Raw genomic sequence first — 25517 nt, 5'->3', positions numbered from 1 at the left:
GATGGCGGGGCACTGTGGGTTTGCGGGGACGCCGTGAGTCCGTCCATGGAGGCTTGGTCGCCGCATCCATGCGGCTCACACCCCGCAAACCCACAATGCCCCGCCTTCGACAGTTTCCCGGTGGCCGGTAGATCCACGCCATGCGTGGATGAATCTCCATCGGAATCGAATATGTCGACAATTGAACGAAGAGCATCCACGCATGGCGTGGATCTACGTGTCGACCAAGGTCGACACCTACCAACAGCAGCCCAACAGCAGCGGGAAATTGTCGAAGGCGGGGCGGTGTCGGATTGCGGGGTGTCAGCCGCATGGATGCGGCTGCCAAGCCCCCAGGGATGGGTTCACGGCGTCCCCGCAATCCGACACCGCCCCGCCATCCCACGGAATGCCTGCTGTTGCTGTTGCTGTTGCTGTTGCTGTTGAGGTTGCCGGCCAGCGGCCGGCACTACCGCCTCTGCGGGTGCAGGGCGCAGCCCTGCCGCAGAACCCTACTTGCGCCGACGCTTCCGGTCTACGTACAGCGTCTTGATGATGCTCAGCAGGATGCCCACAGCGATACCCACGCCACAGCCCAGCAGCAGATTGTCCACGGTCAGGCCAACAGCGACGCCGACCACGGTGGCGATCACCATCTCGGCAGTGTGGGAAATCGGTTCAGGCTTGGGGGCGGACATGCGGACTCCAGCGGACTGTCGGGATCGGATGGGCCGGGGCCCGGAAACAACAAGGCCGGGTTGCCCCGGCCTCGTCTTGCATTGCGTACGGCAGGCCGTCAGATCGATTCGGCCGGACCGGCGATCGGCGGCAGCGGACGGGCGTCGCCACCCTTGTCATTGCCGCCATCGTCCTTGCTCGACTTGGTCCAACCCATCGGCGGCGGCGGATCGCGGCCTTCCATGATGGCGTCGATCTGCGGCGCGTCGATGGTCTCGTACTGCAGCAGCAGCTGGGTCATCGCATGCAGCTTGTCGACGTTGGCGGTCAGCAGCTCGGTGGTCCGGGCATAGGCCTTGTCCAGGATGCTGCGCACTTCCTCATCGATGCGGCGCGCAGTGTCGTTGGACACGCTCTTGTGCTGGGTGACCGAACGGCCGAGGAACACTTCATCGTCCTCTTCACCGTAGGCGATCGGTCCCAGGGTCTCCGACAGGCCCCACTTGGTGACCATGTTGCGGGCCATCTTGGTGGCACGCTCGATGTCGTTGGACGCACCGGTGGTGACCTTGTCCGGCCCGAAGATCAGTTCTTCGGCAACGCGACCGCCATACAGCGAGCACAGCTGCGAGTTGATCGCCACGCGGTTGATCGAGTACTTGTCGCCTTCCGGCAGGTACATGGTCACACCCAGCGCACGGCCGCGCGGAATGATCGTGACCTTGTAGACCGGGTCATGTTCCGGCACCAGGCGGCCGACGATGGCGTGACCGGCTTCGTGGTAGGCGGTGAGGGTCTTCTCCTCCTCGCTCATGGCCATCGAACGGCGCTCGGCACCCATCAGGATCTTGTCGCGGGCACGATCGAAGTGGTCCATGCGGACCTCCTTCTCGTTGCCACGGGCGGCGAACAGGGCGGCCTCGTTGCAGAGGTTGGCCAGGTCGGCACCGGAGAAGCCCGGGGTACCACGCGCGATCACCATCGGCACGACGTCGTCGGCCAGCGGCAGCTTGCGCATGTGCACCTTGAGGATGTGCTCGCGGCCCTTCACGTCAGGCAGACCGACCACCACCTGGCGGTCGAAGCGGCCCGGACGCAGCAGCGCCGGGTCCAGCACGTCCGGACGGTTGGTGGCTGCGATCACGATCACGCCTTCGCCGCCCTCAAAACCATCCATCTCGACCAGCAGCTGGTTCAGGGTCTGCTCGCGCTCGTCATGACCGCCGCCCAGGCCGGCACCACGGTGACGGCCGACGGCGTCGATTTCATCGATGAAGATGATGCACGGCGCGTGCTTCTTGGCCTGCTCGAACATGTCGCGCACACGGCTGGCGCCGACGCCGACGAACATCTCCACGAAGTCCGAACCGGAGATCGAGAAGAACGGCACCTTGGCTTCGCCGGCGATGGCCTTGGCCAGCAGCGTCTTGCCGGTACCCGGCGGGCCGACCATCAGCACGCCGCGCGGAATCTTGCCGCCGAGCTTGGTGAACTTGGACGGGTCACGCAGGAAGTCGACCAGTTCGCCGACTTCTTCCTTGGCCTCGTCGCAACCGGCAACGTCGGCGAAGGTGACCTTGATCTGGTCTTCGCCCTGCAGCTTGGCGCGCGACTTGCCGAAGGACATCGCGCCCTTGGCGCCGCCGCCACCGCCCTGCATCTGCCGCATGATGAACAACCAGAAGCCGATGATCAGGATGACCGGCAGGAAATTCATCAGGATCGCGCCGAGGGAGATGCCGCTGGACGGCTCTTCCTGCACGATCTCGACATTCTTGGTGCGCAGCACGTTGATCAGGTCGCGATCGAACGGCGCGGTGATGGTGGACGACTGTCCACCACGGGTGGTGTAGGTGATCTGGCTGGTACCACCGCGCGTATCGCCGCCGAAGGCGACCTTCTGCACGTTGCCGGTGTCCACCTGGTCCAGGAACTGCGAGTACGAAGCGCCCTGCGCCCCGGCCCCTGAGGTCTTGGGTGAGAAGCTCTGGAAGACCACCATCAGCACGACGGCGACGACCACCCATAGCAGGAGGTTCTTGGTCAAGTCGTTCATCCTCATTGGCTCCGGTGTTCCTCTTAGTGCTGGCGTTGCGTTGGGGTCGAACTTACGGGGTCGAGCTTACTTCATGTGGGCGCGTTTTCCCTGACCCAAGGCATACACCTCGGGAGAGCGCTTGCGCGAGGCTTCCGGCTTGCGGACGGAGACCTTGTCGTACCGGCGGCGCATGTCGCGCACATAGTCGTCAAAGCCTTCGCCCTGGAACAGCTTGATCAGGAATGCCCCACCGGTCTTGAGGTGGTTGTCGGCAAAATCCATGGCCAGCTCCGCCAGGTGCATCATCCGCGGCTGGTCGACCGCGCCTACACCACTCTTATTGGGGGCCATGTCCGACAGCACAAGGTCTACCGGCTGATCCCCGAGCATGGCTTCAAACTCCGATAGGACGGTTTCTTCCCTGAAGTCACCATGAAGGAACTCCACGCCGGCCAGCGGCGGCATGTCCAGGATGTCCAGGGCAAGCACGCGGCCGGTATCGCCGATCTGTCTCCGAACCTGCTGAGACCAGCCGCCCGGGGCCGCGCCAAGGTCGACCACCACCATATGCGGCTTCAGCAGCCGGTCACGTTCGAGCAGCTCTTCAAGCTTGTAGGCCGCACGGGAGCGCATGCCTTCGGCCTGGGCCTTCTTCACGAAGGGGTCGGAGAAGTGTTCCTTGAGCCAGCGCTGGCTGCTTTTGCTGCGGGTAGCCATTGTAAATAGGGGCTGAGGGGGTCGCCATGATACCCTGATCGTCCCATTCAACCGTGTTTTCTGCATGCCCACTGCCTTGACCCCTTCCCAGACCCGTTTCCTGCGCGGCCAAGCCCATGACCTGAAGGCCCTGCTGCAGATCGGCGGCAAGGGCGTCAGTCCGGCCTTCCTGACCGAGCTGAACGAAGTGCTGGAACGCCACGAACTGGTCAAGGTGAAGGTTGCCGCCGAAGACCGTGACGCCCGCGACGTAATGATCGACGAGATCGTGCAGGCCACCGACAGTGCGCTGGTGCAGCGTATCGGCCATGTGGCCGTGCTGTATCGCCCGAGCAAGGAACACCGCCAGATCGTGCTGCCGCGCGGCTGATCGGCCCCTGCCATGCAGCTGAACCACGAACTGCCCGACTACGCCTACAGCCTGCGCGCCGCTGACGGTCGCTCGGCACGGGTGAATGATCGCGTTCTGGGCCGCAGCTTCTTCCTGACGCCAGATCAGCTGGTCGAGCTGTGGCCGGTGACCGACGTCACGGCGCTGCAGGTTGCGGACCTGGAGCCGATCCTGGCACTGAAGCCGGCGTTGATACTGCTCGGCACCGGCGAGCGCCAGGCGTTCCCGCCGGCGGTTGTGATGGCCGCCTGCCTGTCGCGTGGTATCGGCCTGGAAGTAATGAACAATCCGGCTGCCGCGCGCACCTTCAACATCCTTGCCGGCGAAGGCCGCAAGGTAGCGGCCGCCTTCATTCTGGAAGGCTGAGGTCTGAAGCCGCCGGGCATGGCCCGGCGCTCGCATCGATCACGCCCCATTCGTAGCGCCCGAGCCGATGCTCGCGCGGCGCCGTTCAGCGACGGAAAGGCAGCCGAGCATTGGCTCGGCTCTACAGATCAGCATGCCGGGCATGGCCCGGCGCGCTGCGCCGGGCCGGGGATCCGCCCGGAAGGCGAATGTCCGATCACTTCGCCGGCAGATACTGCTGCGGGTCGACCGGCTTGCCGTTGTAGCGGATCTCGAAGTGCAGCATGTCCCGGTTGGCACCGGTACGGCCCATCTCGGCGATCTGCTCGCCGGCCTTCACGCTCTGCCCTTCATTGACCAGGCGCTTGCGGTTGTGGCCATAGGCCGACAGCCACTGGTCGCTGTGCTTGATGATGATCAGCTCGCCATAGCCGACCAGGCCGGCGCCGGAATACACCACCACGCCGTTGGCGGTGGCTTTCACCGGTGCGCCGCTGGTGCCGGCGATGTCCACACCCTGCTTGGTCGCGTCGCCGGCCACGTAGCGGCCCACGACTGCGCCATCGGCCGGCCAGCGCCAGGCAATGTTGCTCTTGACCGGACCGGCCGGACCCGGCGTCGGCGCGGTACTGCCGCCGGACGTGCTGCCACCCGGACGCGGTGCGGTGACCACGGTGGTCGGCGCACGGCCGCCGCCGGAGCCAGCCGGATACAGGCGGATCACCTGTCCCGGGTAAATGGTCGACGGGTTGTCCAGGTTGTTCCAGGCGATCAGGTCGGCCGGGGTGATGTCGTGGATGCGGGCCAGTGCGTAGATGGTGTCGCCCTTGCGCACAACCACGTTCTGCCCCGGCTTGGGCACCGACGTCTTCGGCGTGCTGACGCCACTGCCGCCACTGCCACTGGGCCGGACCACGGTGGCGGTGCCACAGGCGGCCAGGGTGGATACCAGCAACGCCAGTGCGCCGATGCGCACTCCCTTGCTCAGACGATCTGCACTCATGCGAACTTCGACCTCCATACAAGCCAGGCGATCAGCACCACCACCAACGCGGTGGCGATCCAGCCCAGCGGTTCAATCCATCGGCGCAGCACTGCTTCGGCGCGCGCACCACCGATACGGATGACCGCGGCCAGCACGAACACGCGCTTGCCACGACCGATCAACATGCTCAACAGGTACTGCGGCATCGGCACGCCGACGATACCCGATGCCCACGTGAAGACCTTCATCGGAATCGGCATGAAGCCGCCGAGCACCAGGAAGGTGAACACCGCCCACGGCGACTCCACCATCTTGGCCTGCACGGTAGCGATGCCCTGCTCGATCGCCGGCAGCATGCCCAGCGCCTCGAACAGCGGCTTGACCGCCTCGAACGCGTAGTGGCCCAGCGCGTAACCGACCACCGCGCCAACCATCGAGCCGGCCAGGCTGAGGGTGGCGAACCACCAGCCGCGCTTGGGCTGGGCCACGCACATCGGCGCCAGCATCACTTCCGGCATCACCGGGAAGATGATGGCTTCGAAAAAGCTCAGCACCATCAGATAGGTCGGCGCGCGCTCGTGCGCGGCCCACTTCATCGCCCGCTCGTACAGCGGCCCGAAAATCTTCATGCGACCCTGCTCCGTGGATTCAATCGAGCATGCCAGACAGCAGCGGCACGAAGGTGACCGGCGCCAGCACGCGTTGTTCGATGCTGCCGTCGTCCTTGCGGTCAAGCTGCACCAGCGACTGTGCGCCCGCGCCACCGACCGGGGCGACCAGACGGCCCCCTTCGGCCAGCTGCTCGACCAGGGCATCGACCAGCGCCGGTGCGGCGGCGGTGACCACGATGGCGTCGAACGGGCCATGCTCGGCCCAGCCAACGCGGCCGTCGTCGTGCTTGGTGCGGATGTTCATGCCCAGCGCGCGGAAGCGCTTGCGCGCCTGCCGCAGCAGGTCGCCGATGCGCTCGACGGTATAGACCTCCAGCCCCAGCGCGCCGAGCACCGCCGCCTGGTAGCCAGAACCGGTACCCACTTCGAGCACCTTCTTGGGTGTCACCTGCAGCACGGCCTCGGTCATCCGCGCGACCACCCACGGCTGCGAAATGGTCTGGCCGTGGCCGATCGGCAGCGCGGTGTCTTCATACGCGCGCGAGGCCAGGGCCTCGTCGATGAACAGATGACGTGGCACCACCCGGATCGCGTTCAGCGTCGACTCGTCGACGATGCCGGCCTCGCGCAGGCGGTCGACCAGGCGGTCACGCACGCGCTGCGAGGTCATGCCGATGCCGACCGCTTCCGGCTGCAGGCGCAGGCGTGGGCTCATGCCGGCTGGTCCAGCGCGGCGGTAAGGCCGCCGACCCAGCTGGCGACCTTTTCCAGCGCCTGGTAGCGGGTCAGGTCGACCTGGATCGGGGTGATCGAAATGTGGCCGGTGCGCACCGCATGGAAATCAGTGCCCGGGCCGGAGTCCTGCTCGCGGCCGGCCGGACCGATCCAGTACACCTCGTTGCCGCGCGGGTCTTTCTGCGCGATGCAGCCTTCGGCGCGATGGCGATTGCCCAGGCGGGTGACTTCGAAGCCCTTGACCTCGCTCCACGGCAGGTCCGGCACATTGACGTTGAGGATGGTGTCGGCCGGCAGCGGATCGGCCTTCAGCCGGGCAACGATCTCCACCGCGGCACGCGCCGCCGTCTCGAAATGCTTCGGGTCGTGGTTGCGGGTCACCAGCGACACTGCGACAGCGGGCAGGCCGAGGAAACGACCTTCCATCGCCGCCGACACGGTGCCGGAATAGATCACGTCGTCGCCGAGGTTGGCGGCGTTGTTGATACCGGACACGACAATGTCAGGCTCGAACTCCAGCAGGCCGGTCAGCGCAAGATGCACGCAATCGGTAGGCGTGCCGGCCACCGACACGGTGTAGTGGTCGATGCGCTTGAGCCGGATCGGCAGATCCAGGGTCAGCGAATTGCTGGCGCCGGAGCGGTCGCGGTCGGGTGCGACCACCGTGACTTCGTGCCCGGCCTCGCGCAGCACGGACGCAAGCATCCGGATGCCTGCCGCGTCGACACCGTCATCATTGCTGACCAGGATGCGCATCTTCGATTTAACCGCTTGATTTTCCAAGAATTCGATCCCGTCACCTTGCATCGTGGGCGAAGCCAACCCGTCTCCTCCAAGGAGGAGGCAGCTCCGCAAGTGCGCCGACTATTGTGCCGCAAGCGGGCGCTGGGTCCTACCCTGTCTGCGGTCACGGCCGGCATCAAACGGTCATAGGCAGACCCGCGCAGCCGGTTTAACCTGTGCGCATGTCGCACCCTGAAGACGAAGATCCGGCTGCCTTGTTCCGTGCAGCCATCGGCGAAGTGACGCCGCTGCGCAAGGAAGTGGAGCCCGCGCCTGCCGCGCCGCGCCCCAAGCCGCGCGCGCGCATGGCCGAGCGAGACGACGCAGAAGCCGCCGGTGAGTTCGCCCGGCTGCTGCGCGACAACGCTCCCCTCGAAGCCGGCGACGTTGCCAGCTATCGGCGAGACAATCTGCCGCCACGTCTGTTCCAGCGCTTGAAGCGCGGGCAGTACTCGGTGCAGGACGAACTGGACCTGCATGGCGCCACTGCCGCGCAGGCCGAGGCGATGCTGCGCCAGTTCCTGCTGGAGGCGCATGCCCACGAGTACGGCTGCGTGCGCATCATCCACGGCAAGGGCCTGCAGTCCGATGGCAGTGCGCCCGTGTTGAAGAACCTGGTGGATCGGCTGCTGCGCCTGCGCAACGACGTGCTGGCGTTCCATTCCGCCCCGACCGGGCAAGGCGGCACCGGCGCAGTGCTGGTGCTGCTGGCGCGGCGCTGACGTTCTGGCGGCTGGATTCATCCACGCATGGCGTGGATCTACTGACAGCCCATCCACGCATGGCGTGGATCTACTGGGGCGAGCGGAAGCAAGTAGATCCACGCCATGCGTGGATGCACTTCGCCTCCGCCCCCATTTTCTTTCAGGCCTGCGACGCGTCTTCGATGGGCCCGAGCTCGTGCAGGACGGCCGTGGCGTAGCAGCCCGGCGGTAGCGCGAAGGACAGCTCCAGCACGTCAGCGGCCAACCACTGGTGCTGCAGCAGTGCCGGACGCAGCCGCAGCGCGCGTCGCTCCTGCTTCAGCCGCGCCTCTTCCAGGCCGACACGCAGTGCCTTGGATTCGTCATCATCCAGCGCTGCCAGTTCCAGCTCACGGGCGGCGTCAGTGCTGCGCAGCTCACCCTCGCCCCACAGCGGGGCGCTGGGGTGGATGTCGAAGCGCGCCAGGCGCTCGGCCAGCACGTCGCTGTACGGCTCGGGACCGAACACGCTGCGGCTGCCGTCCAGCATCCACACTTCACCCTGCAGCGGCTGGTCCCAGCTGCCGTGCTCCACGCGCGCGGCCAGCACCCGGTTGAACAGCGCCGAACGGGCGGCCGACAACAGCAGCGAACGCTGGTCCTTGCGCATGCGGCGGCCCCCGAACATCGCCAGCGCGGCCGGTACATTGCCGCCATCACGACCGAAGCGCTGCTCGCCGAACCAGTTCGGCAGGCCGCGCGTGGCAATCTGCTGCAGGCGCTCGTCGATTGCCGCGGCGTCACCCTGCACATCGCGCAGCACCAGCTTGAAGCGGTTGCCCGCCAGCGCACCGCGCTGCAACTTGCGGTTGTGCCAGGTGGACTCGATCACCTCGATCTCGTCACTGGCCAGTTCGGCCAGGTCCGGCGCGACGCGCTTGGGCAGATGCACACTGAAGCGCTGGGTGGTGACCGCATTGCGATCCTTCATGCCGGCATAGCTGACCGCCATTTCCGGCAGACCCGCCCACTTGGCCAGCACCTTGGCCACGTGCATCGTGTTCGCACCACGCTTGCGGATATGCAGCAGCAGATGCTCACCTTCACCCGTCGCCTCGAAGGCCGGCAGTTCATCGACCTGGAAGTCTTCCGGCGTGGTGCGGATGCGCGCCTGCAGCAGCGGCGCGCCGAACGCGAGCGGCAACGGGATCATGCGGCCACCAGCAGGACGACCGCCTGCGCGGCGATGCCTTCGCCGCGGCCGGTGAAGCCCAGCTTCTCGGACGTGGTGGCCTTGACGCTGACCGCATCCAACGGCAGCTGCAGCAGTTCACCGATGCGCTCACGCATGGCCAGGGCATGCGGGCCGACCTTGGGCCGCTCGCAGATCACGGTGATGTCGGTGTTGCCGACACGCCAGCCGCGCTCGCGCAGCAGGCTGTCGCAGTGGCGCACGAACTCGCTGCTGTCCGCGCCCTTCCAGCGGTCGTCGCTGGGCGGGAAGTGCTGGCCGATGTCACCCAGCGCGATCGCGCCAAGCATGGCGTCGCACAGCGCGTGCAGGATCACGTCACCATCGCTGTGCGCGAGCACGCCGCAGCTGTGCGGTACCGCAACGCCGCCGAGCATGATGTGGTCGCCTTCACCGAAGGCATGGACGTCGTAGCCCTGGCCGATACGGACGGGCGGGAACGGGGAGGTGCTCATGGATGCAGCCCTTGCAGCAGGGCCGCGCGGGCGATCAGCCGGCGCGGCGGGAGAGTACGAATTCGAAACGATCGAGATCGGCCGGGGTGGTGACCTTGAAGTTGTCCTCGCTGCCTTCCACCAGCAGCGGGCGCTGGCCCTGGCGCTCCATGGCCATGGCGTCGTCGGTGACGTCGATACCGGCGGCGGCCGCTTCGGACAAGGCGCGGATCAGCTGGTGACGGCGGAACAGCTGCGGCGTCAGTGCACGCCACAGGCGCTCACGCGGTTCGGTGCCATCGATGCCGCCATCGTCGCCAGCACGCTTGAGCGTGTCGCGCACCGGCGCGGCCAGAATGGCGCCGACCGGGTCGGTACGCCCTACTTCCAGCAGGCGGCCAAGATCGGCCTGCGACAGGTTCGGACGCGCCGCGTCGTGCACCAGGACGAATTCATCGGCACGCACACTGTCCGGCAGGGCCTGCAGCCCCGCCAGCACCGAGGCGGCGCGGGTGGCGCCACCGGTGCAGGTCAGCACCGGCTTGCCGGCCCATTCGGTCCAGCCCGGCCAGTCAGCATCGTCCGCACCGATCACCACCATCGCCCCGGCCACGGCCGGGTGTGCCAGCAGCGTGTCCAGGGTATGGGCGAGCAGGGTCTGCCCGCCAGCCTGCAGGTACTGCTTGGGCAACGGCGCACCAAAACGCGTGCCGCGCCCTGCGGCCGGAACAACCACCCAGATCGCCGCGCTCATGGCACGTCTGCCGGATGGTCACCGGCCTGGGCCGTGACCGGCGCAGGCTGCGCCGGACGCGTTGGTGCATCTTCCACGACGCGATAGAACTTCTCGCCGGGCTTGATCATGCCCAGCTCGCTGCGCGCGCGTTCTTCGATGGCGGACTGGCCTTCCTTGAGGTCCTTCACTTCAGCAGCAAGCGCATCGTTACGCTGCTGCAGACCGTCATTGTCCCGCTCCTGGTTGGCGACCTGGGCTTCGAGCATCATCACTTCACCCGAATTGCCCGGGCCGAACCAGAAACCGTACTGCAGCCATGCCAGCAGCAGGGCCAGCAACAACAGCAGCCAGCGCCAGTCGCGCATCGGCTCAGCGCTTCAGCGACACGAACGCGTCACGACCAGCGTAACGCGCGCCGGCACCGAGAGCTTCCTCGATGCGCAGCAGCTGGTTGTACTTGGCCACGCGATCGCTGCGGCACAGCGAGCCGGTCTTGATCTGGGTGGCAGTGGTGGCCACCGAGATATCGGCGATGGTGGTGTCTTCGGTTTCACCCGAACGGTGCGAGACCACGGCGGCGTAACCGGCACGGTCGGCCATGGCGATCGCTTCGAGGGTTTCGCTGAGGGTGCCGATCTGGTTGACCTTGATCAGGATCGCGTTGGCGGTGCCCGAATCGATGCCTTCCTGGAAGATCTTCGGATTGGTGACGAACAGATCGTCGCCGACCAGCTGCACCTTCTTGCCGATGCGATCGGTCAGCAGCTTCCAGCCCGCCCAGTCGTTCTCGGCCAGGCCGTCTTCGATGGTGATGATCGGGTACTGCGCGGCCCAGTCGGCGAGGAAGTCGACGAACTGCTCGGAGGTCAGGCGCTTGTTCTCGCCGACCAGGTTGTACTTGCCGTTCTCGAAGAACTCGCTGGAGGCCACGTCCAGGCCCAGCAGCACGTCTTCACCGGCGGTGTAGCCGGCCTTGCCGATGGCTTCAAGGATGGTGTCCAGCGCTTCGACGTTGCTGCGGAAGTCCGGCGCGAAGCCGCCTTCGTCGCCCACCGCCGTGCTCAGGCCGTGGCCCTTCAGCACCGACTTCAGCGAATGGAAGATTTCGGTGCCGGCACGCAGCGCTTCGGAGAACGAGGTGAAGCCGACCGGCAGCACCATGAATTCCTGGAAATCGACGTTGTTGTCGGCGTGCGCGCCGCCGTTGATGATGTTCATCATCGGCACCGGCAGCGACGGGGTCGCGCCGGTCTTGCTGGCCAGGTACTGCCACAGTGCCTGCTTGCTGGAGGCAGCGGCGGCGTGCGCGGCGGCCATGGAAACACCCAGCAGTGCGTTGGCGCCCAGGCGGCCCTTGTTCTCGGTGCCATCCAGATCGATCAGGCGACGGTCCAGGCCGGCCTGGTCGGTGGCCTCGAAGCCCTTCAGTGCGTTGGCGATGGCGCCGTTGACGTTGTCGACGGCCTTGCGCACGCCCTTGCCGAGGTAACGGGTCTTGTCGCCGTCACGCAGCTCCACCGCTTCCTTGGTGCCGGTCGATGCGCCGGAGGGAACCGCGGCGCGACCGAACGAACCGTCCTCCAGGGTGACTTCGGCTTCCAGCGTGGGGTTGCCACGGCTGTCGAGGATTTCACGGGCATGGATGCTGCGGATCGTACTCATGGTCGGGCCGGTTACCTGTATGGAGAGGGGGCGACAAAAACGAATGCCGCGTGATTATCCCCGGCTACCCCTCACTTGCCAAATGGCCTGAGCGGCATCAGCCCCAGCTGGACCCGATCACGATCATCACCAGCGACACCAGCATCACCAGCAGCGCACCGGCAATGGCCGCGCATACCGGCCCGCGTCCCCGTCGCCAGGCCATCACCATCGCGCCCAGGCTGCCCACGAAAGACAGCACCAGCGTGACCAATGCGCCCAGCATCCAGTACTGCACAGCCTGCACGCCGTTGTTGCCATCCCCCGGCGGCCGGAAGCTGGCGGCGAAGGCCAGCACGCCCAGCAGCAACGCGCCCCAGGCGAGCACCGACAGCAACAGGGCGATCAGGCCCCAGGGGCGACTGCGCGAGGGTTCAGGCGTCGTATTCATCAAAGCAGATCGTGCAGCAGGATGCCCACCCACAGCGACAGCAGGACCATCGCCAGTGCAGCGGTGACCCTGCCCCGGTTCAGGCGCCAGCCGAGCACCGCGGCGAAAAGCCCTGCGGAAATGGTCAGCACTTCGGCCACCGCCAGCGCGATGACGAAAGGCAGCAGGTTCACTACCGGACCGCCCGCACTGGACGGACGCATACCGGCACCGAACAGCATGCCGATGGCGAATACGCCGGATACCGAAAGCAAGGCCAGACCGAGTGCAATCGGGCCCCACGGCCACTGCCGCCAGTGCCGGCGACGACGCTGGATCTCCAGCGCCGCCTGCGGGTGCTGACTCACGCGAAGCGCGAGAAGCCGTGCTTCTTGGTCACCGCGTCAAGCTCCATCAGGGTCTCGAGCAGGGCTTCCATCTGATCCAGCGGCCACGCATTGGGGCCATCGGACAACGCCTTGGACGGGTCCGGATGGGTCTCGGCGAACAGGCCGGAGATGCCCACGGCAACCGCGGCGCGAGCCAGTACCGGCACATGCTCGCGCTGGCCGCCGGAACTGGTGCCCTGCCCGCCCGGCAGCTGTACCGAATGGGTGGCATCGAACACCACCGGGCAGCCGGTATCGCGCATCACCGCCAGCGAACGCATGTCGCTGACCAGGTTGTTGTAGCCGAAGCTGGCGCCACGCTCGCAGACCATGATCTGCTCGTTGCCGGTGGCCTTGGCCTTCTCGACAACGGGCTTCATGTCCCACGGCGCCAGGAACTGGCCCTTCTTGATGTTGACCGGCTTGCCGGCCGAGCACACCTTGCGGATGAAGTCGGTCTGGCGGACCAGGAACGCCGGGGTCTGCAGCACGTCCACCACCGAGGCCACTTCGTCCATCGGGGTGTACTCGTGCACGTCGGTCAGCACCGGCACGCCGATCTGCTTCTTGACCTCGGCCAGCACCTTCAGGCCCTCTTCCATGCCCGGGCCACGGAAGGCCGTGCCGGAGGTGCGGTTTGCCTTGTCGAAGCTGGACTTGAAGATGAAGTTCACACCGAGCTTGTCGGTCACTTCCTTCAGCTTGCCGGCGGTATCCAGCTGCAGCTGCATCGACTCGATCACGCAGGGGCCGGCGATCAGGAACAGGGGCTGGTCCAGCCCGACCTCGAATCCACACAGTTTCATGGCGTTTCCTTGTTGTCCGCTACACCGGCAGTGCCGGTGCGCTGGGGTTGAAGCGAGCAAGATGGGGGCCGGCGGCCCCCATGACAAGTCAGGCGCGCACTTCCTGCAGCAGCTTGCCACCGGCCTTGCGCTCGCGCGCGGCACGGATGAAGCCGATGAACAGCGGGTGGCCATCACGCGGGGTGGACAGGAATTCCGGGTGCGCCTGGCAGGCCAGGAACCACGGATGCTGGTCGCGCGGCAGCTCAACCACTTCCACCAGAGTGTCATCCATCGACTTGCCGGCGATCACCAGGCCCGCGTCTTCCAGCTGGGTGCGGTAGCGGTTGTTGAACTCGTAACGGTGGCGGTGACGCTCGGCGACCACGTCCTTGCCGTACAGCTCGCGGGCCAGCGTGCCCGGCTTCAGGCGCTGCTCCTGCAGGCCCAGGCGCATGGTGCCGCCCAGGTCGCTCTTGTCGTCACGCTTTTCCACGTCGCCGGTGGCGGTGCGCCACTCGGTGATCAGGCCGATCACCGGGTTAGGCGACTGGCGATCGTTCTCGGTGCTGTTGGCGTCTTCCAGGCCCACCACGTGGCGCGCGTAGTCGACCACGGCAGCCTGCATGCCGTAGCAGATGCCGAAGTACGGCACCTTCTGCTCACGGGCGTACTGCGAGGTGAGGACCTTGCCTTCGAAGCCACGGTCGCCGAAACCACCCGGCACCAGGATGCCGTCGACATCAGCCAGCGCGGACATGTCGCTGCCTTCCAGGTCCTGCGCTTCCAGCCACTTCAGGGTGACCTTGGTGCGCTGGCGCAGGCCACCGTGCTTGAGCGCCTCGCCGACCGACTTGTAGGCGTCCTGGTGGTCGATGTACTTGCCAACCACCGCGATGGTCACCGCATCCAGCGGATGCAGGGTGGCATCGACGGCGTCTTCCCACATCGAAAGGTCGGCCGGGCCGGCCTTGTCGGCCAGCTTCAGCTGGTTGATGACGATCTCGTCCAGGCCCTGTGCGTGCAGGCCCATCGGAATGCGGTACAGCACATCGACGTCGGGCACGCTGATCACCGCGCGCTCGGAGACGTTGGTGAACTGGGCGATCTTGCGACGCTCCGAATCCGGCACCGGCTGTTCCGAGCGGCACAGCAGCACATCCGGCTGGATGCCGATCGAGCGCAGTTCCTTCACCGAGTGCTGGGTCGGCTTGGTCTTCAGTTCACCCGCGGCGGCGATGTACGGCACCAGGGTGAGGTGCATGAACAGTGCCTTTTCCGGGCCACGCTCGGTGCGCACCTGGCGGATCGCCTCCAGGAACGGCAGCGACTCGATGTCACCGACGGTGCCACCGATCTCCACAAGGGCCACGTCGAAGCCCTCGGTGGCTTCGTCCATGCAGCGACGGATCTCATCGGTGATGTGCGGAATGACCTGCACGGTCGCGCCCAGGTAGTCGCCGCGGCGCTCCTTGCGGATCACCTCTTCGTAGATGCGACCGGTGGTGACCGAGTTCTTGCGGCTCAGGCGGGTGCGCACGAAACGCTCGTAGTGGCCCAGGTCGAGATCGGTTTCGGCGCCGTCGTCGGTGACATACACCTCACCGTGCTGGAACGGGCTCATGGTGCCCGGATCGACGTTGATGTACGGATCGAGCTTCATCATCGTGACCTTCAGGCCACGCGCTTCGAGAATGGCGGCCAGTGACGCGGCGGCAATACCTTTGCCGAGCGAGGACACCACGCCGCCGGTTACGAAAATCAAGGGAGTCATGGCTGCAAGCATCCTGTCTGGAAATGGAAAACGGCAGCGCCACGCCTGCCCGGGGGGCGGGCGTGGAGCAGAAAGGGGGTTTTCCGGTTCGCTGGAGCAGCGAGGGAGGTGCGGGCCCGGCCAGCGCCAGGCGCCAACGGGGAACCACCCTGCGAGGTCGGGGCGGCCGTGCCGGTCACTTCGACCGTCACCTGCGACCCGCTTTGCTGGAGGCCACGCTTGGCCGTGCCAGCCCATTCGCAAATGGTGGACACGCACTTACTCCCGGAAAGCCATAGTTTACAGATAGATGGCCGCCAACCCAAGGGGCAGATGACGCCATCGGCAAAAAGAAACGCCCCGCTGGGCGGGGCGTTCAAGGGTGAAACCCTTGTGGCAAGGGCTTCGGAGGGGCAGAAGAATTACTTCTTCTTGCGTGCCTCTTCCTCTTCTTCCTGCTGCGGCACCGGCTGGCCCTTGGCCTTCATCTCGGCATTGGCCTGCGCGCGGCGCTTGGCCTTGGCGTCGGCTTCGGACTGCGCCTTGTCGGCCTGGTCACCCTGCTGCGGAGCAGGCTGGCCGGCGTTCTGCGCCAGCACCATCGGCACTGCAACAGCGGCGGCAGCCAGGATCGCAATGGTCAGCAACTTCTTCATGGAGTCCTCCTCGCGGTATGGCTCGGATATGGGGGGCGCCGGTGTTCGGTTCCAGCGGTTGCCATTTTACCCCCTCCCCGCCAACGAGGCTGAACCGCAGGCGTGCAAATTCCCGGTCCAGACCGCACACTTGCCCGTCGCTCCACGCTTTCGAAGACAGATGAACGCCCGCTATAACGCCGCCGATATTGAAGTCCTGTCCGGCCTTGACCCGGTCAAGCGCCGCCCCGGCATGTATACCGACACCGCGCGCCCGAACCACCTGGCGCAGGAAGTGATCGACAACTCGGTGGACGAGGCCCTCGCAGGCCATGCCCGCTCGATCGAGATCACCCTGTTCAAGGACGGCAGCGTGGAGGTCAGCGATGACGGCCGCGGCATGCCGGTGGACATCCATCCGGAAGAGAAGATCCCGGGCGTCGAGCTGATCCTTACCCGCCTGCATGCCGGCGGCAAGTTCAACAACAACAACTACACCTTCTCCGGCGGCCTGCATGGCGTCGGCGTCAGCGTGGTCAATGCGCTGTCGACCCTGGTGGAAATCCACATCAAGCGCGAAGGTGCCGAACACCGCATCACCTTCCGCAACGGCGACCGCGCCTCGCCGCTGGAAGTGGTCGGCACCGTTGGCAAGAAGAACACCGGCACACGCCTGCGCTTCTGGCCGGACCCGAAGTACTTCGATACGCCCAAGTTCGCGGTGCGTGCGCTCAAGCACCTGCTGCGCGCCAAGGCCGTGCTGTGCCCGGGCCTGACCGTCAAGCTGACCGACGAAGCCACCGGTGAAGTCGATACCTGGTACTACGAAGACGGCCTGCGCGACTACCTGAAGATGGAGCTGGGCGATCGCGAGTCGCTGCCGGCCGATCTGTTCGTCGGCAACCTGAAGAAAGACACCGAGATCGTGGACTGGGCCGTGGCCTGGCTGCCGGAAGGCGAACTGGTGCAGGAAAGCTACGTCAACCTGATCCCGACCGCACAGCACGGCACCCACGCCAACGGCCTGCGCACCGGCCTGACCGAGGCGCTGCGCGAGTTCTGCGACTTCCGCAACCTGTTGCCGCGCGGCGTCAAGCTGGCCCCGGAAGACGTGTGGGACCGCGTGTCGTTCGTGCTGTCGCTGAAGATGACCGACCCGCAGTTCAGCGGCCAGACCAAGGAACGCCTGTCTTCGCGCCAGGCCGCAGGTTTCGTCGAAGGCGCCGCGCACGATGCGTTCAGCCTGCTGCTGAACCAGAACGTGGAGCTGGGCGAAAAGATCGCGCAGATCGCCATCGAGCGCGCCAGCGCGCGCCTGAAGACCGAGAAGCTGGTTGTCCGCAAGAAGGTCACCCAGGGCCCTGCCCTGCCCGGCAAGCTGGCCGACTGCATCAGCCAGGACCTGTCGCGCACCGAGCTGTTCTTGGTCGAGGGCGACTCGGCAGGCGGCAGCGCCAAGCAGGCCCGCGACAAGGATTTCCAGGCGATCCTGCCGCTGCGCGGCAAGATCCTCAACACCTGGGAAGTGTCCTCCAACAGCGTGCTGGCCTCGGAGGAAGTACACAACCTGGCGGTGGCCATCGGCTGCGACCCGGGCAAGGATGACATCACCGGCCTGCGCTACGGCAAGGTGGTGATCCTGGCCGACGCCGACTCGGATGGCCTGCATATCGCCACCCTGCTGACCGCACTGTTCCTGAAGCACTTCCCGGCGCTGGTCGATGCCGGCCACGTGTTCGTGGCGATGCCGCCGCTGTTCCGCATCGACGTGGGCAAGCAGGTGTTCTACGCTCTGGATGAGGAAGAAAAGCGCTCGATGCTGGACAAGATCGAACGCGAGAAGATCAAGGGCGCCATCAACGTGACCCGCTTCAAGGGCCTGGGCGAGATGAATCCGCCGCAGCTGCGCGAGTCCACCATCCACCCGGACACGCGCCGTCTGGTGCAGCTGACCATTGATGATGGTGAGCAGACCCGTTCGCTGATGGACATGCTGCTGGCCAAGAAGCGTGCATCGGATCGCAAGGGCTGGCTGGAGAGCAAGGGCGATCTGGCTTCCCTGGAAGCCTGATTCCGGCGCGTCATTGCACGGGGCCGTGGCGACGGCCCCAACTCTCGGGCGATCCCCTCACGTGTGGTAGTGCCGGCCGCTGGCCGGCTGCTTTCCGTGAACCACCGGGATACCTGGATGCCGGCGAGCGGCCAGCACTACCGGGCGGGTGGATCCGCCCCCATCGGCAAACCCTGCGGGTCCATAATGCGCGCTCATCCGCGTGGACGACCCCATTGCCCGCCAACTCGCTGCTGTTTCCCGGGCTGCCGCTGCACAGCGCGCGCCTGGTGCTGAGTCCCATCCGCCGCGATGACGCCGCGGCCCTGTTCGCCCTGCAGTCCGACCCGGACGTGATGCACTGGTGGAACCACCCGGCATGGACGCGCCCCGCCGAAGCACGTGCGCAGATCGACGACGACCTGGCCGCACAGGCTACCGGCACGCAGTTGAAGCTGGCCCTGCGCGAATCGGTGGACGGCCCGCTGCTGGGCATCTGCGTGGTGTTTGCGCTGGATCGCGACGCCGCCCGCGCCGAAATAGGCTATCTGCTTGCACCTGGCAGGCAGGGCCACGGCTACATGCATGAAGCGCTGCAGCGGGTGCTGGCCTATCTGTTCAACACCCTGCAACTGCATCGGGTGGAAGCCGAGATCGATCCACGCAACGAGGCCTCGGCACATGTGCTCGAACGCCTGGGTTTCCACCGCGAAGGCCTGCTGCGGCAGCGCTGGCGTATCCGCGGTGAACTGGCGGACTCGGCCGTGTATGGGCTGCTGGCCGACGACGCTGCGCCAGCTGCCACCTCGGCTTGACCGGATCAGGCCGCAACGCCGGCCCATGCCTTTGGACACATACGGCAGGCGACACCCCGTCCTAGCATCGGGGTCCCTTCCGCTGCCGTTCCGGTGCCATGAAGTTCCTGCTGCACTCTGCCGCGCTCTGCGTCGGCCTGCTGATCGCCCCTGTCTGCGTACTGGCCGCTCCTGCTGCTGACAGCGCCTCCGAAACGAAAGAAGAAAAGACCGAGGCCGCTCCGCTGCCGGCCGATGCGTCGGCTCGCCAGAGCATGCGCCTGGCGGGCCGCACCCTCGACTACACCGCCACCGTCGGCACGCTGCCGGTACGCGATGCGAAGGGCAAGGTGATCGCCGATGTGGTGTTCACCGCCTACACCATGCCGGGCAAGGACCGGCCGGTGACCTTCGCGCTCAATGGCGGCCCCGGCGCGTCGTCGGTGTACCTCAACCTGGGCGCCATCGGCCCGAAGGTGGTGACCTTCGGTTCGGAAGGCGACAGCGCATCGGCGCCGGCGAAGCTGCACGACAATCCTGGCACCTGGCTGGATTTCACCGACCTGGTGTTCATCGATCCGGTAGGAACCGGCTTCAGCCGCGCCCGCATCGGCGATGACGAAGCGAAGAAGCAGCTGTACAACCCCAGCGCCGACATCGAGTACCTGTCGCGCTCGATCTACGACTGGCTGCTGCGCAACCAGCGCATGGGCGCGCGCAAGTACCTGACCGGCGAGAGCTATGGCGGCTATCGCGGCCCGCGCATCACCCACTTCCTGCGGACCCGCCTGGGCGTGGCGATGAACGGCCTGGTGCTGGTGTCGCCGTACCTGAGCCCGACCCTGGAAGACAACGCCGATGTTTCGCCGATGGCGTGGATGCAGACCCTGCCCTCGATCGCGGCCGCGCACCTGGAGCGCCAGGGCAAACTGACCGACGCGGCGATGCGCGAGGTGGTCGAGTACACCCGCGGCGACTACGCCACTGCGTTGATGAAGGGCCGCAGTGATCCGCAGGCGACCGAGGCGATGCTGCGCCGGGTGGCCGAGTTGACCGGCCTTGACCCGCAGTTCGTGCGCCGCGCTGGCGGTCGCCTGGAAACCCAGGCCTACCTGCGCGAGGTGTTCCGCGACAAGGGCACGCTGGGCAGCCGCTACGACTCCAACGTCACGGCATTCGATCCGTTCCCGAACGATCCGGAGCAGCGCGCCAACGATCCGCTGCTGGACAGCATCATCGCGCCGACCACCACGGCGATGGTCGACTTCGTCACCCGCGAGGTCGGCTGGAAGGTGGATGCGCGCTACCAGGCGCTGAACTACGACGTGAACCGTCTGTGGGATCGCAATGGCGACCTGCGCGAGGGTGCAGTGACCCAGCTGCGCCAGGCGGTGGCGATCGACCCGCATCTGCAGGTGCTGATCGTGCATGGCTGGAATGACCTGTCGTGCCCGTTCATGGGCTCGATCCTGACGGTGGACCAGATGCCGACGATGGGCAGCAATCCGGACCGCGTGCAGGTGCGCAGCTATCCAGGCGGGCACATGTTCTACAGCAGGGCTGACAGCCAGGCGGCGTTCCGCAGGGATGTGCAGGCGCTGTTCCAGCGTAATTGAGGGGTGTGTGGGCCGGGCCTGCGGCCCGGCACCCGCAGAGGCCAGAGCAACGGCAAAGGCTCGGCCTCTGGAGGGCGGCGGGATGGGGTGGGTGTGCAGGACACGCCGTGAACCCGTCCTTGGGGGCTCGATGGCGCCATCCATGGCGCCAACGGTCCTGCACACCCACCCCACCCCGTCGCTGACAGGTTCACGCGACCTGCAGTAGATCCACGCCATGCGTGGATACGGGGAAATGATCTGCCATGAAAAAAGCCCGCCGGAATCCGGCGGGCTTTTTGATTTGCCGGGGTCAGATCCTTTTCCCGTAGGGAAAGGGCTCTGACCCCAATGCCTCGGGCTTCAGGCCCAGCCGAACAGCTCGAACAGCTTCAGGATCAGGTAGGCGCAGCCGCCTGCCGCCGGGATGGTCAGGATCCAGGCCCAGACGATGCGCTCGATCACGCCCAGGCGCAGCGAACGCGGGTTCTTGGCGAAGCCGACGCCCATGATCGCGGTCGAGATACTGTGGGTGGTCGACACCGGCATGCCGAAGTGGGCAGCCACGGTCAGCACGGTGGCCGAGCTGGTTTCCGCGGCGAAACCGTGGATCGGATGCAGCTTGACCATCTTGTGGCCCAGGGTCTTGATGATCTTCCAGCCGCCCGAGGCGGTACCGGCGGCCATCACCACGGCGCAGGTCAGCACGATCCACATGGCGATGCCATCACCGGCGTGCGCGTCCGGATGCATGAAGGCCAGCCACGACGGCAGGTCGTTCAACGCACCGGTCGCTTCGGCCCCGATCAGGGTCATCGCGATGATGCCCATGGTCTTCTGCGCATCGTTGTGGCCGTGGGCGAAGCCCATGTAGGCCGCCGAGGCGATCTGCGCCTTGCCGAAGAACGCATTGACGATGCGCGGGCGCGCCAGTCGGCCGATCGCGCCGCCGATCTTGGCCAGGCCGGCGATCAGCGCCCACAGCAGCACCATCACCACGATGCCGAGCAGGAAGCCGGCAATCGGCGAGGTGATCATCGGCACGAACACCTTCCACAGCAGGCCCTTGTTCTGCGCCCAGCTGCCGAAGCGTTCCGACCAGATCAGCGCATCCCAGTTGTTGTGGGCTGCGGCCAGGCCGGCACCACACAGGCCGCCGATCAGCGCGTGCGAGGACGAGGACGGCAGGCCCTTCCACCACGTGATCAGGTTCCAGATGATGCCGCCGAGCAGCGCGCACAGGATCACCTGCGGGGTCACATCGACCACGTTGGTGTTGAGCAGGCCCGACGCGATGGTCAGGGCCACGGCGGTGCCGGTCAGCGCACCCAGCAGGTTCATGAACGCGGCGAGCATCACCGCCCAACCGGGCGAGAGCACCTTGGTCGCCACCACGGTGGCGATGGAGTTGGCGGTGTCGTGGAAGCCGTTGATGAACTCGAAAACGAGCGCGGCCAGGATCACCACCAGAACGAGGGTCAGCATGCTGTGGCGTCCGTCAGCTGTTCTTCAACACGATCTGGTAGGCCACCACGCCGGCTTCGCGGCAGCGGTCGATGGCCTTTTCCAGGATCTCGAAGAATTCCTTCAGCAGGAACATCTGCAGGTTGTCCAAGCGACCGGAGTAGATGTCGCGGTACAGCTCGAGCATCAGGCGGTCGGCCTCGTTTTCCAGCGAACGCAGGCGCTCGTTGAGCGCGGTCATCCGGTCCAGGTTCATGTGGCGCAGGTCGGCGACCATCTCCACCACCACGCCAGCGGCCTGCTCGAGCATCGCCGCGCGGGGCGCGAAGTCGATGTGCTCCAGGTGGGTCGTGGCCAGCGAATAGCGATCGGCGAACTTCTCGATCTGCTTGGGAATCTTGTACAGGGCCGAGCCCAGCGCTTCGATGTCTTCGCGCTCGATCGGGGTCATGAAGCTGTCCACCAGCGCCTGGCTGATCTTGTCCGAGGCCGCGCGTTCGCGCAGTCGGGCCAGCTTGAAGGCATCCAGGGCGGGCTGGCGATCGGCGTCGCGCAGCATCGAATGCAGTGCCTTGGCGGCATCGGAAGCCGCGACGGCAGCCTCATCAAGCAGGGTGTAGAACTGTTTGCCGGAACCGAAAATGGTCTGCAGAGAGAACATTGAGAAACCTGTCAGCCGTCGCGGGAAGGACGGCACCAGTGCGAATTATGACGGCTAGATGACCATCACGGGTATCCCTGCCCCCTTTTCGGGGCCGGGAGGCCCAAAACTGAACAGGCATTTGCCACCCAGCCACGGCCCTTTGCTAAGATGCCAGCGCGCCTTCGGGCGCACCTTATGGACGACGACCCTTATCCCCCAGCGCCGCGCCGGACCCTGTTCCTGAGCGCCTGCCGCCATCGCAAGCACCCGCCCTCCCTGTCACCAACCGGGGACGATGCCCGTGTTTGAAATGATCCTGATTGTCTTCGCGCTCGTTCTGTTGAACGGCTTCTTTGCCATGTCCGAGATGTCGGTCATGACCTCGCGCAAGAGCCGGCTGAAGCAGCTGGCCGGCACCTCCAAGCGCGCGGCCAAGGCGCTGGAGCTGTCGGAGAAGCCGGAAGCGTTCCTGTCCACCGTACAGATCGGCATCACCGTGATCGGCGTGCTGACCGGCTTCCTCGGCGGCGAAGCACTGGGCGAGGCCATCGGCGGCTGGATCCAGGGGCTGATGCCGGGCTTCGCCTATGCCGGTGCCGTTGGCAAGGCGCTGGCGGTCACCTTCATCACCTTCATCACGCTGATCTTCGGCGAACTGGTACCCAAGCGCCTGGCCCTGACCCGTTCAGAGGACATCGCCGGACTGGTGGCGCTGCCGATGAGCTGGCTGGCCAAGCTGGCCTTCCCCTTCGTCTGGCTGCTGTCAAAGACCACCCAGCTGGTACTGCGCCTGTTCGGCCTGGGCAAGGACGAGGTCGCGTCGGTCACCGAAGAAGAGATCCGCATGCTGGTGGCCGAGAGCCACGAGGCCGGCGTGATCGACAGCCACGAACGCGACATGATGAACCGCGTGATGCGCCTGGGCGACCGTACCGCCGACAGCCTGATGACCCCGCGCAACCGGATCGCCTGGCTGGACACACTGGGTGGCCTGGACAAGAACCTGGAGATCATGGCCGAGCACGAGTTCTCGCGGTACCCGGTGTACCGCGACAACGACATGGACGTGGTCGGCGTGCTTGAGCTGAAATCGCTGGCCACGCGCATGGCGCGCGGCGACAACGCGCTGTTCCAGACCCTGCGCGAGCCGCTGTACGTCTCTGAATCCACCCATGCGATGAAGCTGCTGGAGATCTTCCGCGAAGAACAGCAGTCGATGGCGCTGGTGGTGGACGAGTACGGCGAGATCCAGGGCCTGGTGACCATCAGTGACCTGATGGGCGCAGTGGTCGGCCGCCTGCAGGCGACGGAGAATGCCGACGAAGACGCGCTGGTGGTGACCCGTGAAGACGGTTCGCTGCTGGTGGACGGCTCGCTGCCGATCGAGGATCTGCGCGAGCTGATCGGCAGCAACGACCTGCCCGACGCCGAGGATGGCGATTACTACACCCTGGCCGGCATGTGCATCCACTTCTTCGGCCGCATCCCGCACGCGGGCGAGTACTTCGACTGGGCCGGCTGGCGCTTCGAGGTGGTCGATCTGGACGGTGCGCGCGTGGACAAGCTGCTGCTTCGCACCCTGTCCGACGAGCAGGCCGATGAGCTCACCGCCTGAGTCCGGCCCCGGCGCTGCGCCGCCGGAGTACCGCAACGAGGGCATCCGCACCCTGCTGGCGATGTTCGCCTTCGGTGACCCCGCCCAGCACATGAAGCTGGGGCAGATCCTGCAGGACCTGCAGCAGAGTGCCTTCGGTGTGTTCCTGTTCGTCGCCATCCTGCCCGCCTTCATCCCCATCCCGGGGCTGGGCGGTGCGGTCAGCGGGCCGCTGGTGATCCTGATCGGCCTGCAGATGCTGTTCTGCATGCGCCGGCCCTGGATGCCTGGGTTCATCGCCCGGCGTGGGCCCAAGCGCGGCACCATGCACCGGTTCCTGGACCGCATCGACGGTGCCCTGCGCCGGCTCGACCGCATGCTCAAGCCGCGCATGCCACAGCTGCTGACGCCTGCCCCGGCCCACGCCTTCAGCGGCCTGCTGCTGGTGCTGCTCGGCCTGCTGCTGTCGCTGCCGATCCCGTTCACCAACTACCTGTTCGGTTTCCAGTTGCTGCTGTTCGCGCTGGCGCTGCTCGAGCGCGACGGTGCGCTGATGTTGTTCAACTGGGTGGCTGCAGTGGTGGCGATCGCGTTCTTTGGTTTCAGTTCCGGGCAACTGGTGGGTTACACCGTCGAACTGTTCCAGCGCTGGTTCTGAGCGCAGGCAATTACCGCGCGATTCCCATCCACGCATGGCGTGGATCTACTTCGGACCGGGTGCATCCACGCATGGCGTGGATCTACTTCGGACCGGGTGCATCCACGCATGGCGTGGATCTACTTTCGATCGCGCGCATCCACGACTGACGCGGATCTACCTTGAACCCAGTAGATCCACGCCATGCGTGGATGCGGCACCTCAACGCAGGTCGATGAAGCCGTTGTCGCCCAACTGTGCCGGCTCATCCTGCACGGCCGACAACACGAAACTAAGGGCCGAGCCCAGCAGCGTGCCCGGACCGTCCCAGTATTCGGCGGTCTCCGCACGCACGCGGATCAACCGCAATTTCGGATCATCGGGACCACCGGGAAAGAACAGCTTCATCGCCGGCGACCAAAGCTCTTCGACCTTGGCGCGGTCATCGACAATGCGCGCCACACCCGCCACCGAGACATACGTATTCTTCGACGGTGAGGCATAGGCCACGTTGACCCGCGGGTCGAGCGCGATCTCCGCCACCTTCGGGCTGTCGGCAGCGGTGGCAAACCACAGATCACCATCGAAGGCGACCTGCTGGGTGCCGAGCGGGCGGCTGTAGAGACGCCCGTCGACACCGCGGGTGGTGAACATCGCCACCTCCACGTCCTTGATCAGTTCGGCCAGCTGGGCAATGTGTTCGGTACGGGACTGGTCCATGGGGGACTCCGGAGGTGTGA

General features: G+C 66.0%; 28 protein-coding genes. 8 read left to right on the top strand and 20 right to left on the bottom strand.

Annotated elements, in window-relative coordinates; genetic code table 11:
- Positions 1 to 491: 491 nt before the first annotated feature.
- The 3 genes from H3005_RS03910 to rlmE all read right to left on the bottom strand — a co-directional run bounded on the left by H3005_RS03910 (position 492) and on the right by rlmE (position 3412).
- Positions 492 to 677, bottom strand: a complete 186-nt coding sequence (locus H3005_RS03910) for a hypothetical protein (protein ID WP_100464731.1) — start codon at positions 675 to 677, stop codon at positions 492 to 494.
- 98 nt (positions 678 to 775) lie between these two features.
- Positions 776 to 2713 (bottom strand): ATP-dependent zinc metalloprotease FtsH, encoded by a 1938-nt coding sequence (ftsH, locus tag H3005_RS03905; RefSeq protein ID WP_162292006.1) that lies wholly within the window; start codon positions 2711 to 2713, stop codon positions 776 to 778.
- Between the two features lie 66 nt (positions 2714 to 2779).
- Positions 2780 to 3412 (bottom strand): 23S rRNA (uridine(2552)-2'-O)-methyltransferase RlmE, encoded by a 633-nt coding sequence (rlmE, locus tag H3005_RS03900; RefSeq protein WP_191077598.1) that lies wholly within the window; start codon positions 3410 to 3412, stop codon positions 2780 to 2782.
- A gap of 64 nt (positions 3413 to 3476) precedes the next feature.
- Between rlmE and yhbY the strand changes: the two genes are divergently transcribed.
- Positions 3477 to 3782: a ribosome assembly RNA-binding protein YhbY gene (yhbY, locus tag H3005_RS03895; RefSeq protein ID WP_089240255.1), complete on the top strand. Its 306-nt coding sequence runs from the start codon at positions 3477 to 3479 to the stop codon at positions 3780 to 3782.
- A gap of 12 nt (positions 3783 to 3794) precedes the next feature.
- Complete coding sequence (locus tag H3005_RS03890; protein WP_100552142.1) at positions 3795 to 4169, top strand: Mth938-like domain-containing protein; 375 nt, start codon at positions 3795 to 3797, stop codon at positions 4167 to 4169.
- Between the two features lie 196 nt (positions 4170 to 4365).
- On the opposite strand, the gene H3005_RS03885 is transcribed toward H3005_RS03890, so the two are convergent.
- The 4 genes from H3005_RS03885 to surE are packed head-to-tail and all read right to left on the bottom strand — an operon-like array spanning position 4366 to position 7235.
- Positions 4366 to 5151, bottom strand: a complete 786-nt coding sequence (locus H3005_RS03885; protein ID WP_100552141.1) for a peptidoglycan DD-metalloendopeptidase family protein — start codon at positions 5149 to 5151, stop codon at positions 4366 to 4368.
- Positions 5148 to 5762 (bottom strand): DedA family protein, encoded by a 615-nt coding sequence (locus H3005_RS03880; protein ID WP_180167583.1) that lies wholly within the window; start codon positions 5760 to 5762, stop codon positions 5148 to 5150. Before H3005_RS03880 ends, H3005_RS03885 begins: the two co-directional genes overlap by 4 nt.
- 19 nt (positions 5763 to 5781) lie before the next feature.
- Complete coding sequence (locus H3005_RS03875) at positions 5782 to 6459, bottom strand: protein-L-isoaspartate(D-aspartate) O-methyltransferase (RefSeq protein WP_100552139.1); 678 nt, start codon at positions 6457 to 6459, stop codon at positions 5782 to 5784.
- Positions 6456 to 7235: a 5'/3'-nucleotidase SurE gene (surE, locus tag H3005_RS03870; protein WP_089240247.1), complete on the bottom strand. Its 780-nt coding sequence runs from the start codon at positions 7233 to 7235 to the stop codon at positions 6456 to 6458. The genes H3005_RS03875 and surE overlap by 4 nt, the downstream gene beginning before the upstream one ends.
- 209 nt (positions 7236 to 7444) lie before the next feature.
- Between surE and H3005_RS03865 the strand changes: the two genes are divergently transcribed.
- Positions 7445 to 7984, top strand: a complete 540-nt coding sequence (locus H3005_RS03865) for a Smr/MutS family protein (RefSeq protein ID WP_099820096.1) — start codon at positions 7445 to 7447, stop codon at positions 7982 to 7984.
- 142 nt (positions 7985 to 8126) lie between these two features.
- On the opposite strand, the gene truD is transcribed toward H3005_RS03865, so the two are convergent.
- From truD to H3005_RS03815, 10 genes are all read right to left on the bottom strand, one after another.
- The gene (gene truD, locus H3005_RS03860) at positions 8127 to 9158 is read right to left on the bottom strand and encodes a tRNA pseudouridine(13) synthase TruD (protein ID WP_100552137.1); all 1032 of its coding nucleotides are present in this window, start codon (positions 9156 to 9158) and stop codon (positions 8127 to 8129) included.
- Positions 9155 to 9652, bottom strand: a complete 498-nt coding sequence (gene ispF / locus H3005_RS03855) for a 2-C-methyl-D-erythritol 2,4-cyclodiphosphate synthase (protein WP_089240241.1) — start codon at positions 9650 to 9652, stop codon at positions 9155 to 9157. Before ispF ends, truD begins: the two co-directional genes overlap by 4 nt.
- A 34-nt stretch (positions 9653 to 9686) precedes the next feature.
- The gene (gene ispD / locus H3005_RS03850) at positions 9687 to 10385 is read right to left on the bottom strand and encodes a 2-C-methyl-D-erythritol 4-phosphate cytidylyltransferase (RefSeq protein WP_100552136.1); all 699 of its coding nucleotides are present in this window, start codon (positions 10383 to 10385) and stop codon (positions 9687 to 9689) included.
- Positions 10382 to 10732: a cell division protein FtsB gene (gene ftsB, locus H3005_RS03845; protein WP_191077597.1), complete on the bottom strand. Its 351-nt coding sequence runs from the start codon at positions 10730 to 10732 to the stop codon at positions 10382 to 10384. Before ftsB ends, ispD begins: the two co-directional genes overlap by 4 nt.
- Positions 10733 to 10736: 4 nt before the next feature.
- The gene (gene eno, locus H3005_RS03840) at positions 10737 to 12029 is read right to left on the bottom strand and encodes a phosphopyruvate hydratase (RefSeq protein WP_089240235.1); all 1293 of its coding nucleotides are present in this window, start codon (positions 12027 to 12029) and stop codon (positions 10737 to 10739) included.
- Positions 12030 to 12126: 97 nt separating this feature from the next.
- Entirely contained in the window at positions 12127 to 12459 is a 333-nt protein-coding gene (locus tag H3005_RS03835) for a hypothetical protein (RefSeq protein WP_100552135.1), read from the bottom strand.
- Positions 12459 to 12806, bottom strand: a complete 348-nt coding sequence (locus H3005_RS03830; RefSeq protein WP_089240231.1) for a hypothetical protein — start codon at positions 12804 to 12806, stop codon at positions 12459 to 12461. Before H3005_RS03830 ends, H3005_RS03835 begins: the two co-directional genes overlap by 1 nt.
- On the bottom strand, positions 12803 to 13633 hold the full coding sequence (gene kdsA / locus H3005_RS03825; RefSeq protein ID WP_014036736.1) for a 3-deoxy-8-phosphooctulonate synthase: 831 nt from the start codon (positions 13631 to 13633) through the stop codon (positions 12803 to 12805). Before kdsA ends, H3005_RS03830 begins: the two co-directional genes overlap by 4 nt.
- An 88-nt stretch (positions 13634 to 13721) precedes the next feature.
- Positions 13722 to 15386, bottom strand: coding sequence for a CTP synthase (locus H3005_RS03820; RefSeq protein WP_100464696.1), 1665 nt, complete (start codon positions 15384 to 15386; stop codon positions 13722 to 13724).
- Positions 15387 to 15787: 401 nt separating this feature from the next.
- The gene (locus H3005_RS03815; RefSeq protein ID WP_089240228.1) at positions 15788 to 16021 is read right to left on the bottom strand and encodes a hypothetical protein; all 234 of its coding nucleotides are present in this window, start codon (positions 16019 to 16021) and stop codon (positions 15788 to 15790) included.
- A 160-nt stretch (positions 16022 to 16181) separates the two neighbouring features.
- On the opposite strand from H3005_RS03815, the gene parE reads away from it, so the two are divergent.
- From parE to H3005_RS03800, 3 genes are all read left to right on the top strand, one after another.
- Complete coding sequence (gene parE / locus H3005_RS03810) at positions 16182 to 18071, top strand: DNA topoisomerase IV subunit B (RefSeq protein ID WP_191077596.1); 1890 nt, start codon at positions 16182 to 16184, stop codon at positions 18069 to 18071.
- A gap of 215 nt (positions 18072 to 18286) precedes the next feature.
- Positions 18287 to 18865, top strand: a complete 579-nt coding sequence (locus H3005_RS03805; RefSeq protein WP_100552132.1) for a GNAT family protein — start codon at positions 18287 to 18289, stop codon at positions 18863 to 18865.
- Positions 18866 to 18963: 98 nt separating this feature from the next.
- The gene (locus tag H3005_RS03800; RefSeq protein WP_191077595.1) at positions 18964 to 20460 is read left to right on the top strand and encodes a S10 family peptidase; all 1497 of its coding nucleotides are present in this window, start codon (positions 18964 to 18966) and stop codon (positions 20458 to 20460) included.
- A 342-nt stretch (positions 20461 to 20802) separates the two neighbouring features.
- Here H3005_RS03800 and H3005_RS03795 read toward each other — a convergent pair whose 3' ends face one another.
- Both H3005_RS03795 and H3005_RS03790 read right to left on the bottom strand, forming a co-directional pair.
- Entirely contained in the window at positions 20803 to 21924 is a 1122-nt protein-coding gene (locus H3005_RS03795; RefSeq protein WP_089240221.1) for an inorganic phosphate transporter, read from the bottom strand.
- A gap of 13 nt (positions 21925 to 21937) precedes the next feature.
- Positions 21938 to 22564, bottom strand: coding sequence for a DUF47 family protein (locus H3005_RS03790; RefSeq protein WP_025878890.1), 627 nt, complete (start codon positions 22562 to 22564; stop codon positions 21938 to 21940).
- 292 nt (positions 22565 to 22856) lie between these two features.
- On the opposite strand from H3005_RS03790, the gene H3005_RS03785 reads away from it, so the two are divergent.
- Entirely contained in the window at positions 22857 to 24161 is a 1305-nt protein-coding gene (locus H3005_RS03785) for a hemolysin family protein (RefSeq protein WP_223880018.1), read from the top strand.
- Complete coding sequence (locus H3005_RS03780) at positions 24145 to 24798, top strand: exopolysaccharide biosynthesis protein (RefSeq protein WP_100552131.1); 654 nt, start codon at positions 24145 to 24147, stop codon at positions 24796 to 24798. The genes H3005_RS03785 and H3005_RS03780 overlap by 17 nt, the downstream gene beginning before the upstream one ends.
- A 201-nt stretch (positions 24799 to 24999) precedes the next feature.
- Here the strand turns inward: H3005_RS03780 and H3005_RS03775 are convergent, their stop codons facing one another.
- Entirely contained in the window at positions 25000 to 25497 is a 498-nt protein-coding gene (locus H3005_RS03775) for a pyridoxamine 5'-phosphate oxidase family protein (protein ID WP_100552130.1), read from the bottom strand.
- Positions 25498 to 25517 lie beyond the last annotated feature (20 nt).

Source organism: Stenotrophomonas sp. Br8, from assembly GCF_014763005.1.
In the GTDB taxonomy this organism is placed as follows: domain Bacteria; phylum Pseudomonadota; class Gammaproteobacteria; order Xanthomonadales; family Xanthomonadaceae; genus Stenotrophomonas; species Stenotrophomonas lactitubi.
The sequence above is the reverse complement of the archived record's forward strand: the minus strand, read 5'-3'. Positions and strand labels throughout refer to the sequence as shown.

Coding starts and splice junctions, on each gene's coding strand:
- H3005_RS03820 (WP_100464696.1), bottom strand. CDS start 15,386: ATGACTCCCTTGATTTTCGTAACCGGCGGCGTGGTGTCCTCGCTCGGC.
- ftsB (WP_191077597.1), bottom strand. CDS start 10,732: ATGCGCGACTGGCGCTGGCTGCTGTTGTTGCTGGCCCTGCTGCTGGCA.
- H3005_RS03790 (WP_025878890.1), bottom strand. CDS start 22,564: ATGTTCTCTCTGCAGACCATTTTCGGTTCCGGCAAACAGTTCTACACC.
- H3005_RS03780 (WP_100552131.1), top strand. CDS start 24,145: ATGAGCTCACCGCCTGAGTCCGGCCCCGGCGCTGCGCCGCCGGAGTAC.
- H3005_RS03795 (WP_089240221.1), bottom strand. CDS start 21,924: ATGCTGACCCTCGTTCTGGTGGTGATCCTGGCCGCGCTCGTTTTCGAG.
- rlmE (WP_191077598.1), bottom strand. CDS start 3,412: ATGGCTACCCGCAGCAAAAGCAGCCAGCGCTGGCTCAAGGAACACTTC.
- H3005_RS03885 (WP_100552141.1), bottom strand. CDS start 5,151: ATGAGTGCAGATCGTCTGAGCAAGGGAGTGCGCATCGGCGCACTGGCG.
- H3005_RS03835 (WP_100552135.1), bottom strand. CDS start 12,459: ATGAATACGACGCCTGAACCCTCGCGCAGTCGCCCCTGGGGCCTGATC.
- H3005_RS03785 (WP_223880018.1), top strand. CDS start 22,857: ATGATCCTGATTGTCTTCGCGCTCGTTCTGTTGAACGGCTTCTTTGCC.
- H3005_RS03815 (WP_089240228.1), bottom strand. CDS start 16,021: ATGAAGAAGTTGCTGACCATTGCGATCCTGGCTGCCGCCGCTGTTGCA.
- H3005_RS03880 (WP_180167583.1), bottom strand. CDS start 5,762: ATGAAGATTTTCGGGCCGCTGTACGAGCGGGCGATGAAGTGGGCCGCG.
- surE (WP_089240247.1), bottom strand. CDS start 7,235: ATGCGCATCCTGGTCAGCAATGATGACGGTGTCGACGCGGCAGGCATC.
- ftsH (WP_162292006.1), bottom strand. CDS start 2,713: ATGAACGACTTGACCAAGAACCTCCTGCTATGGGTGGTCGTCGCCGTC.
- ispF (WP_089240241.1), bottom strand. CDS start 9,652: ATGAGCACCTCCCCGTTCCCGCCCGTCCGTATCGGCCAGGGCTACGAC.
- eno (WP_089240235.1), bottom strand. CDS start 12,029: ATGAGTACGATCCGCAGCATCCATGCCCGTGAAATCCTCGACAGCCGT.
- parE (WP_191077596.1), top strand. CDS start 16,182: ATGAACGCCCGCTATAACGCCGCCGATATTGAAGTCCTGTCCGGCCTT.
- H3005_RS03910 (WP_100464731.1), bottom strand. CDS start 677: ATGTCCGCCCCCAAGCCTGAACCGATTTCCCACACTGCCGAGATGGTG.
- truD (WP_100552137.1), bottom strand. CDS start 9,158: ATGATCCCGTTGCCGCTCGCGTTCGGCGCGCCGCTGCTGCAGGCGCGC.
- H3005_RS03890 (WP_100552142.1), top strand. CDS start 3,795: ATGCAGCTGAACCACGAACTGCCCGACTACGCCTACAGCCTGCGCGCC.
- yhbY (WP_089240255.1), top strand. CDS start 3,477: ATGCCCACTGCCTTGACCCCTTCCCAGACCCGTTTCCTGCGCGGCCAA.
- H3005_RS03775 (WP_100552130.1), bottom strand. CDS start 25,497: ATGGACCAGTCCCGTACCGAACACATTGCCCAGCTGGCCGAACTGATC.
- ispD (WP_100552136.1), bottom strand. CDS start 10,385: ATGAGCGCGGCGATCTGGGTGGTTGTTCCGGCCGCAGGGCGCGGCACG.
- kdsA (WP_014036736.1), bottom strand. CDS start 13,633: ATGAAACTGTGTGGATTCGAGGTCGGGCTGGACCAGCCCCTGTTCCTG.
- H3005_RS03800 (WP_191077595.1), top strand. CDS start 18,964: ATGAAGTTCCTGCTGCACTCTGCCGCGCTCTGCGTCGGCCTGCTGATC.
- H3005_RS03875 (WP_100552139.1), bottom strand. CDS start 6,459: ATGAGCCCACGCCTGCGCCTGCAGCCGGAAGCGGTCGGCATCGGCATG.
- H3005_RS03865 (WP_099820096.1), top strand. CDS start 7,445: ATGTCGCACCCTGAAGACGAAGATCCGGCTGCCTTGTTCCGTGCAGCC.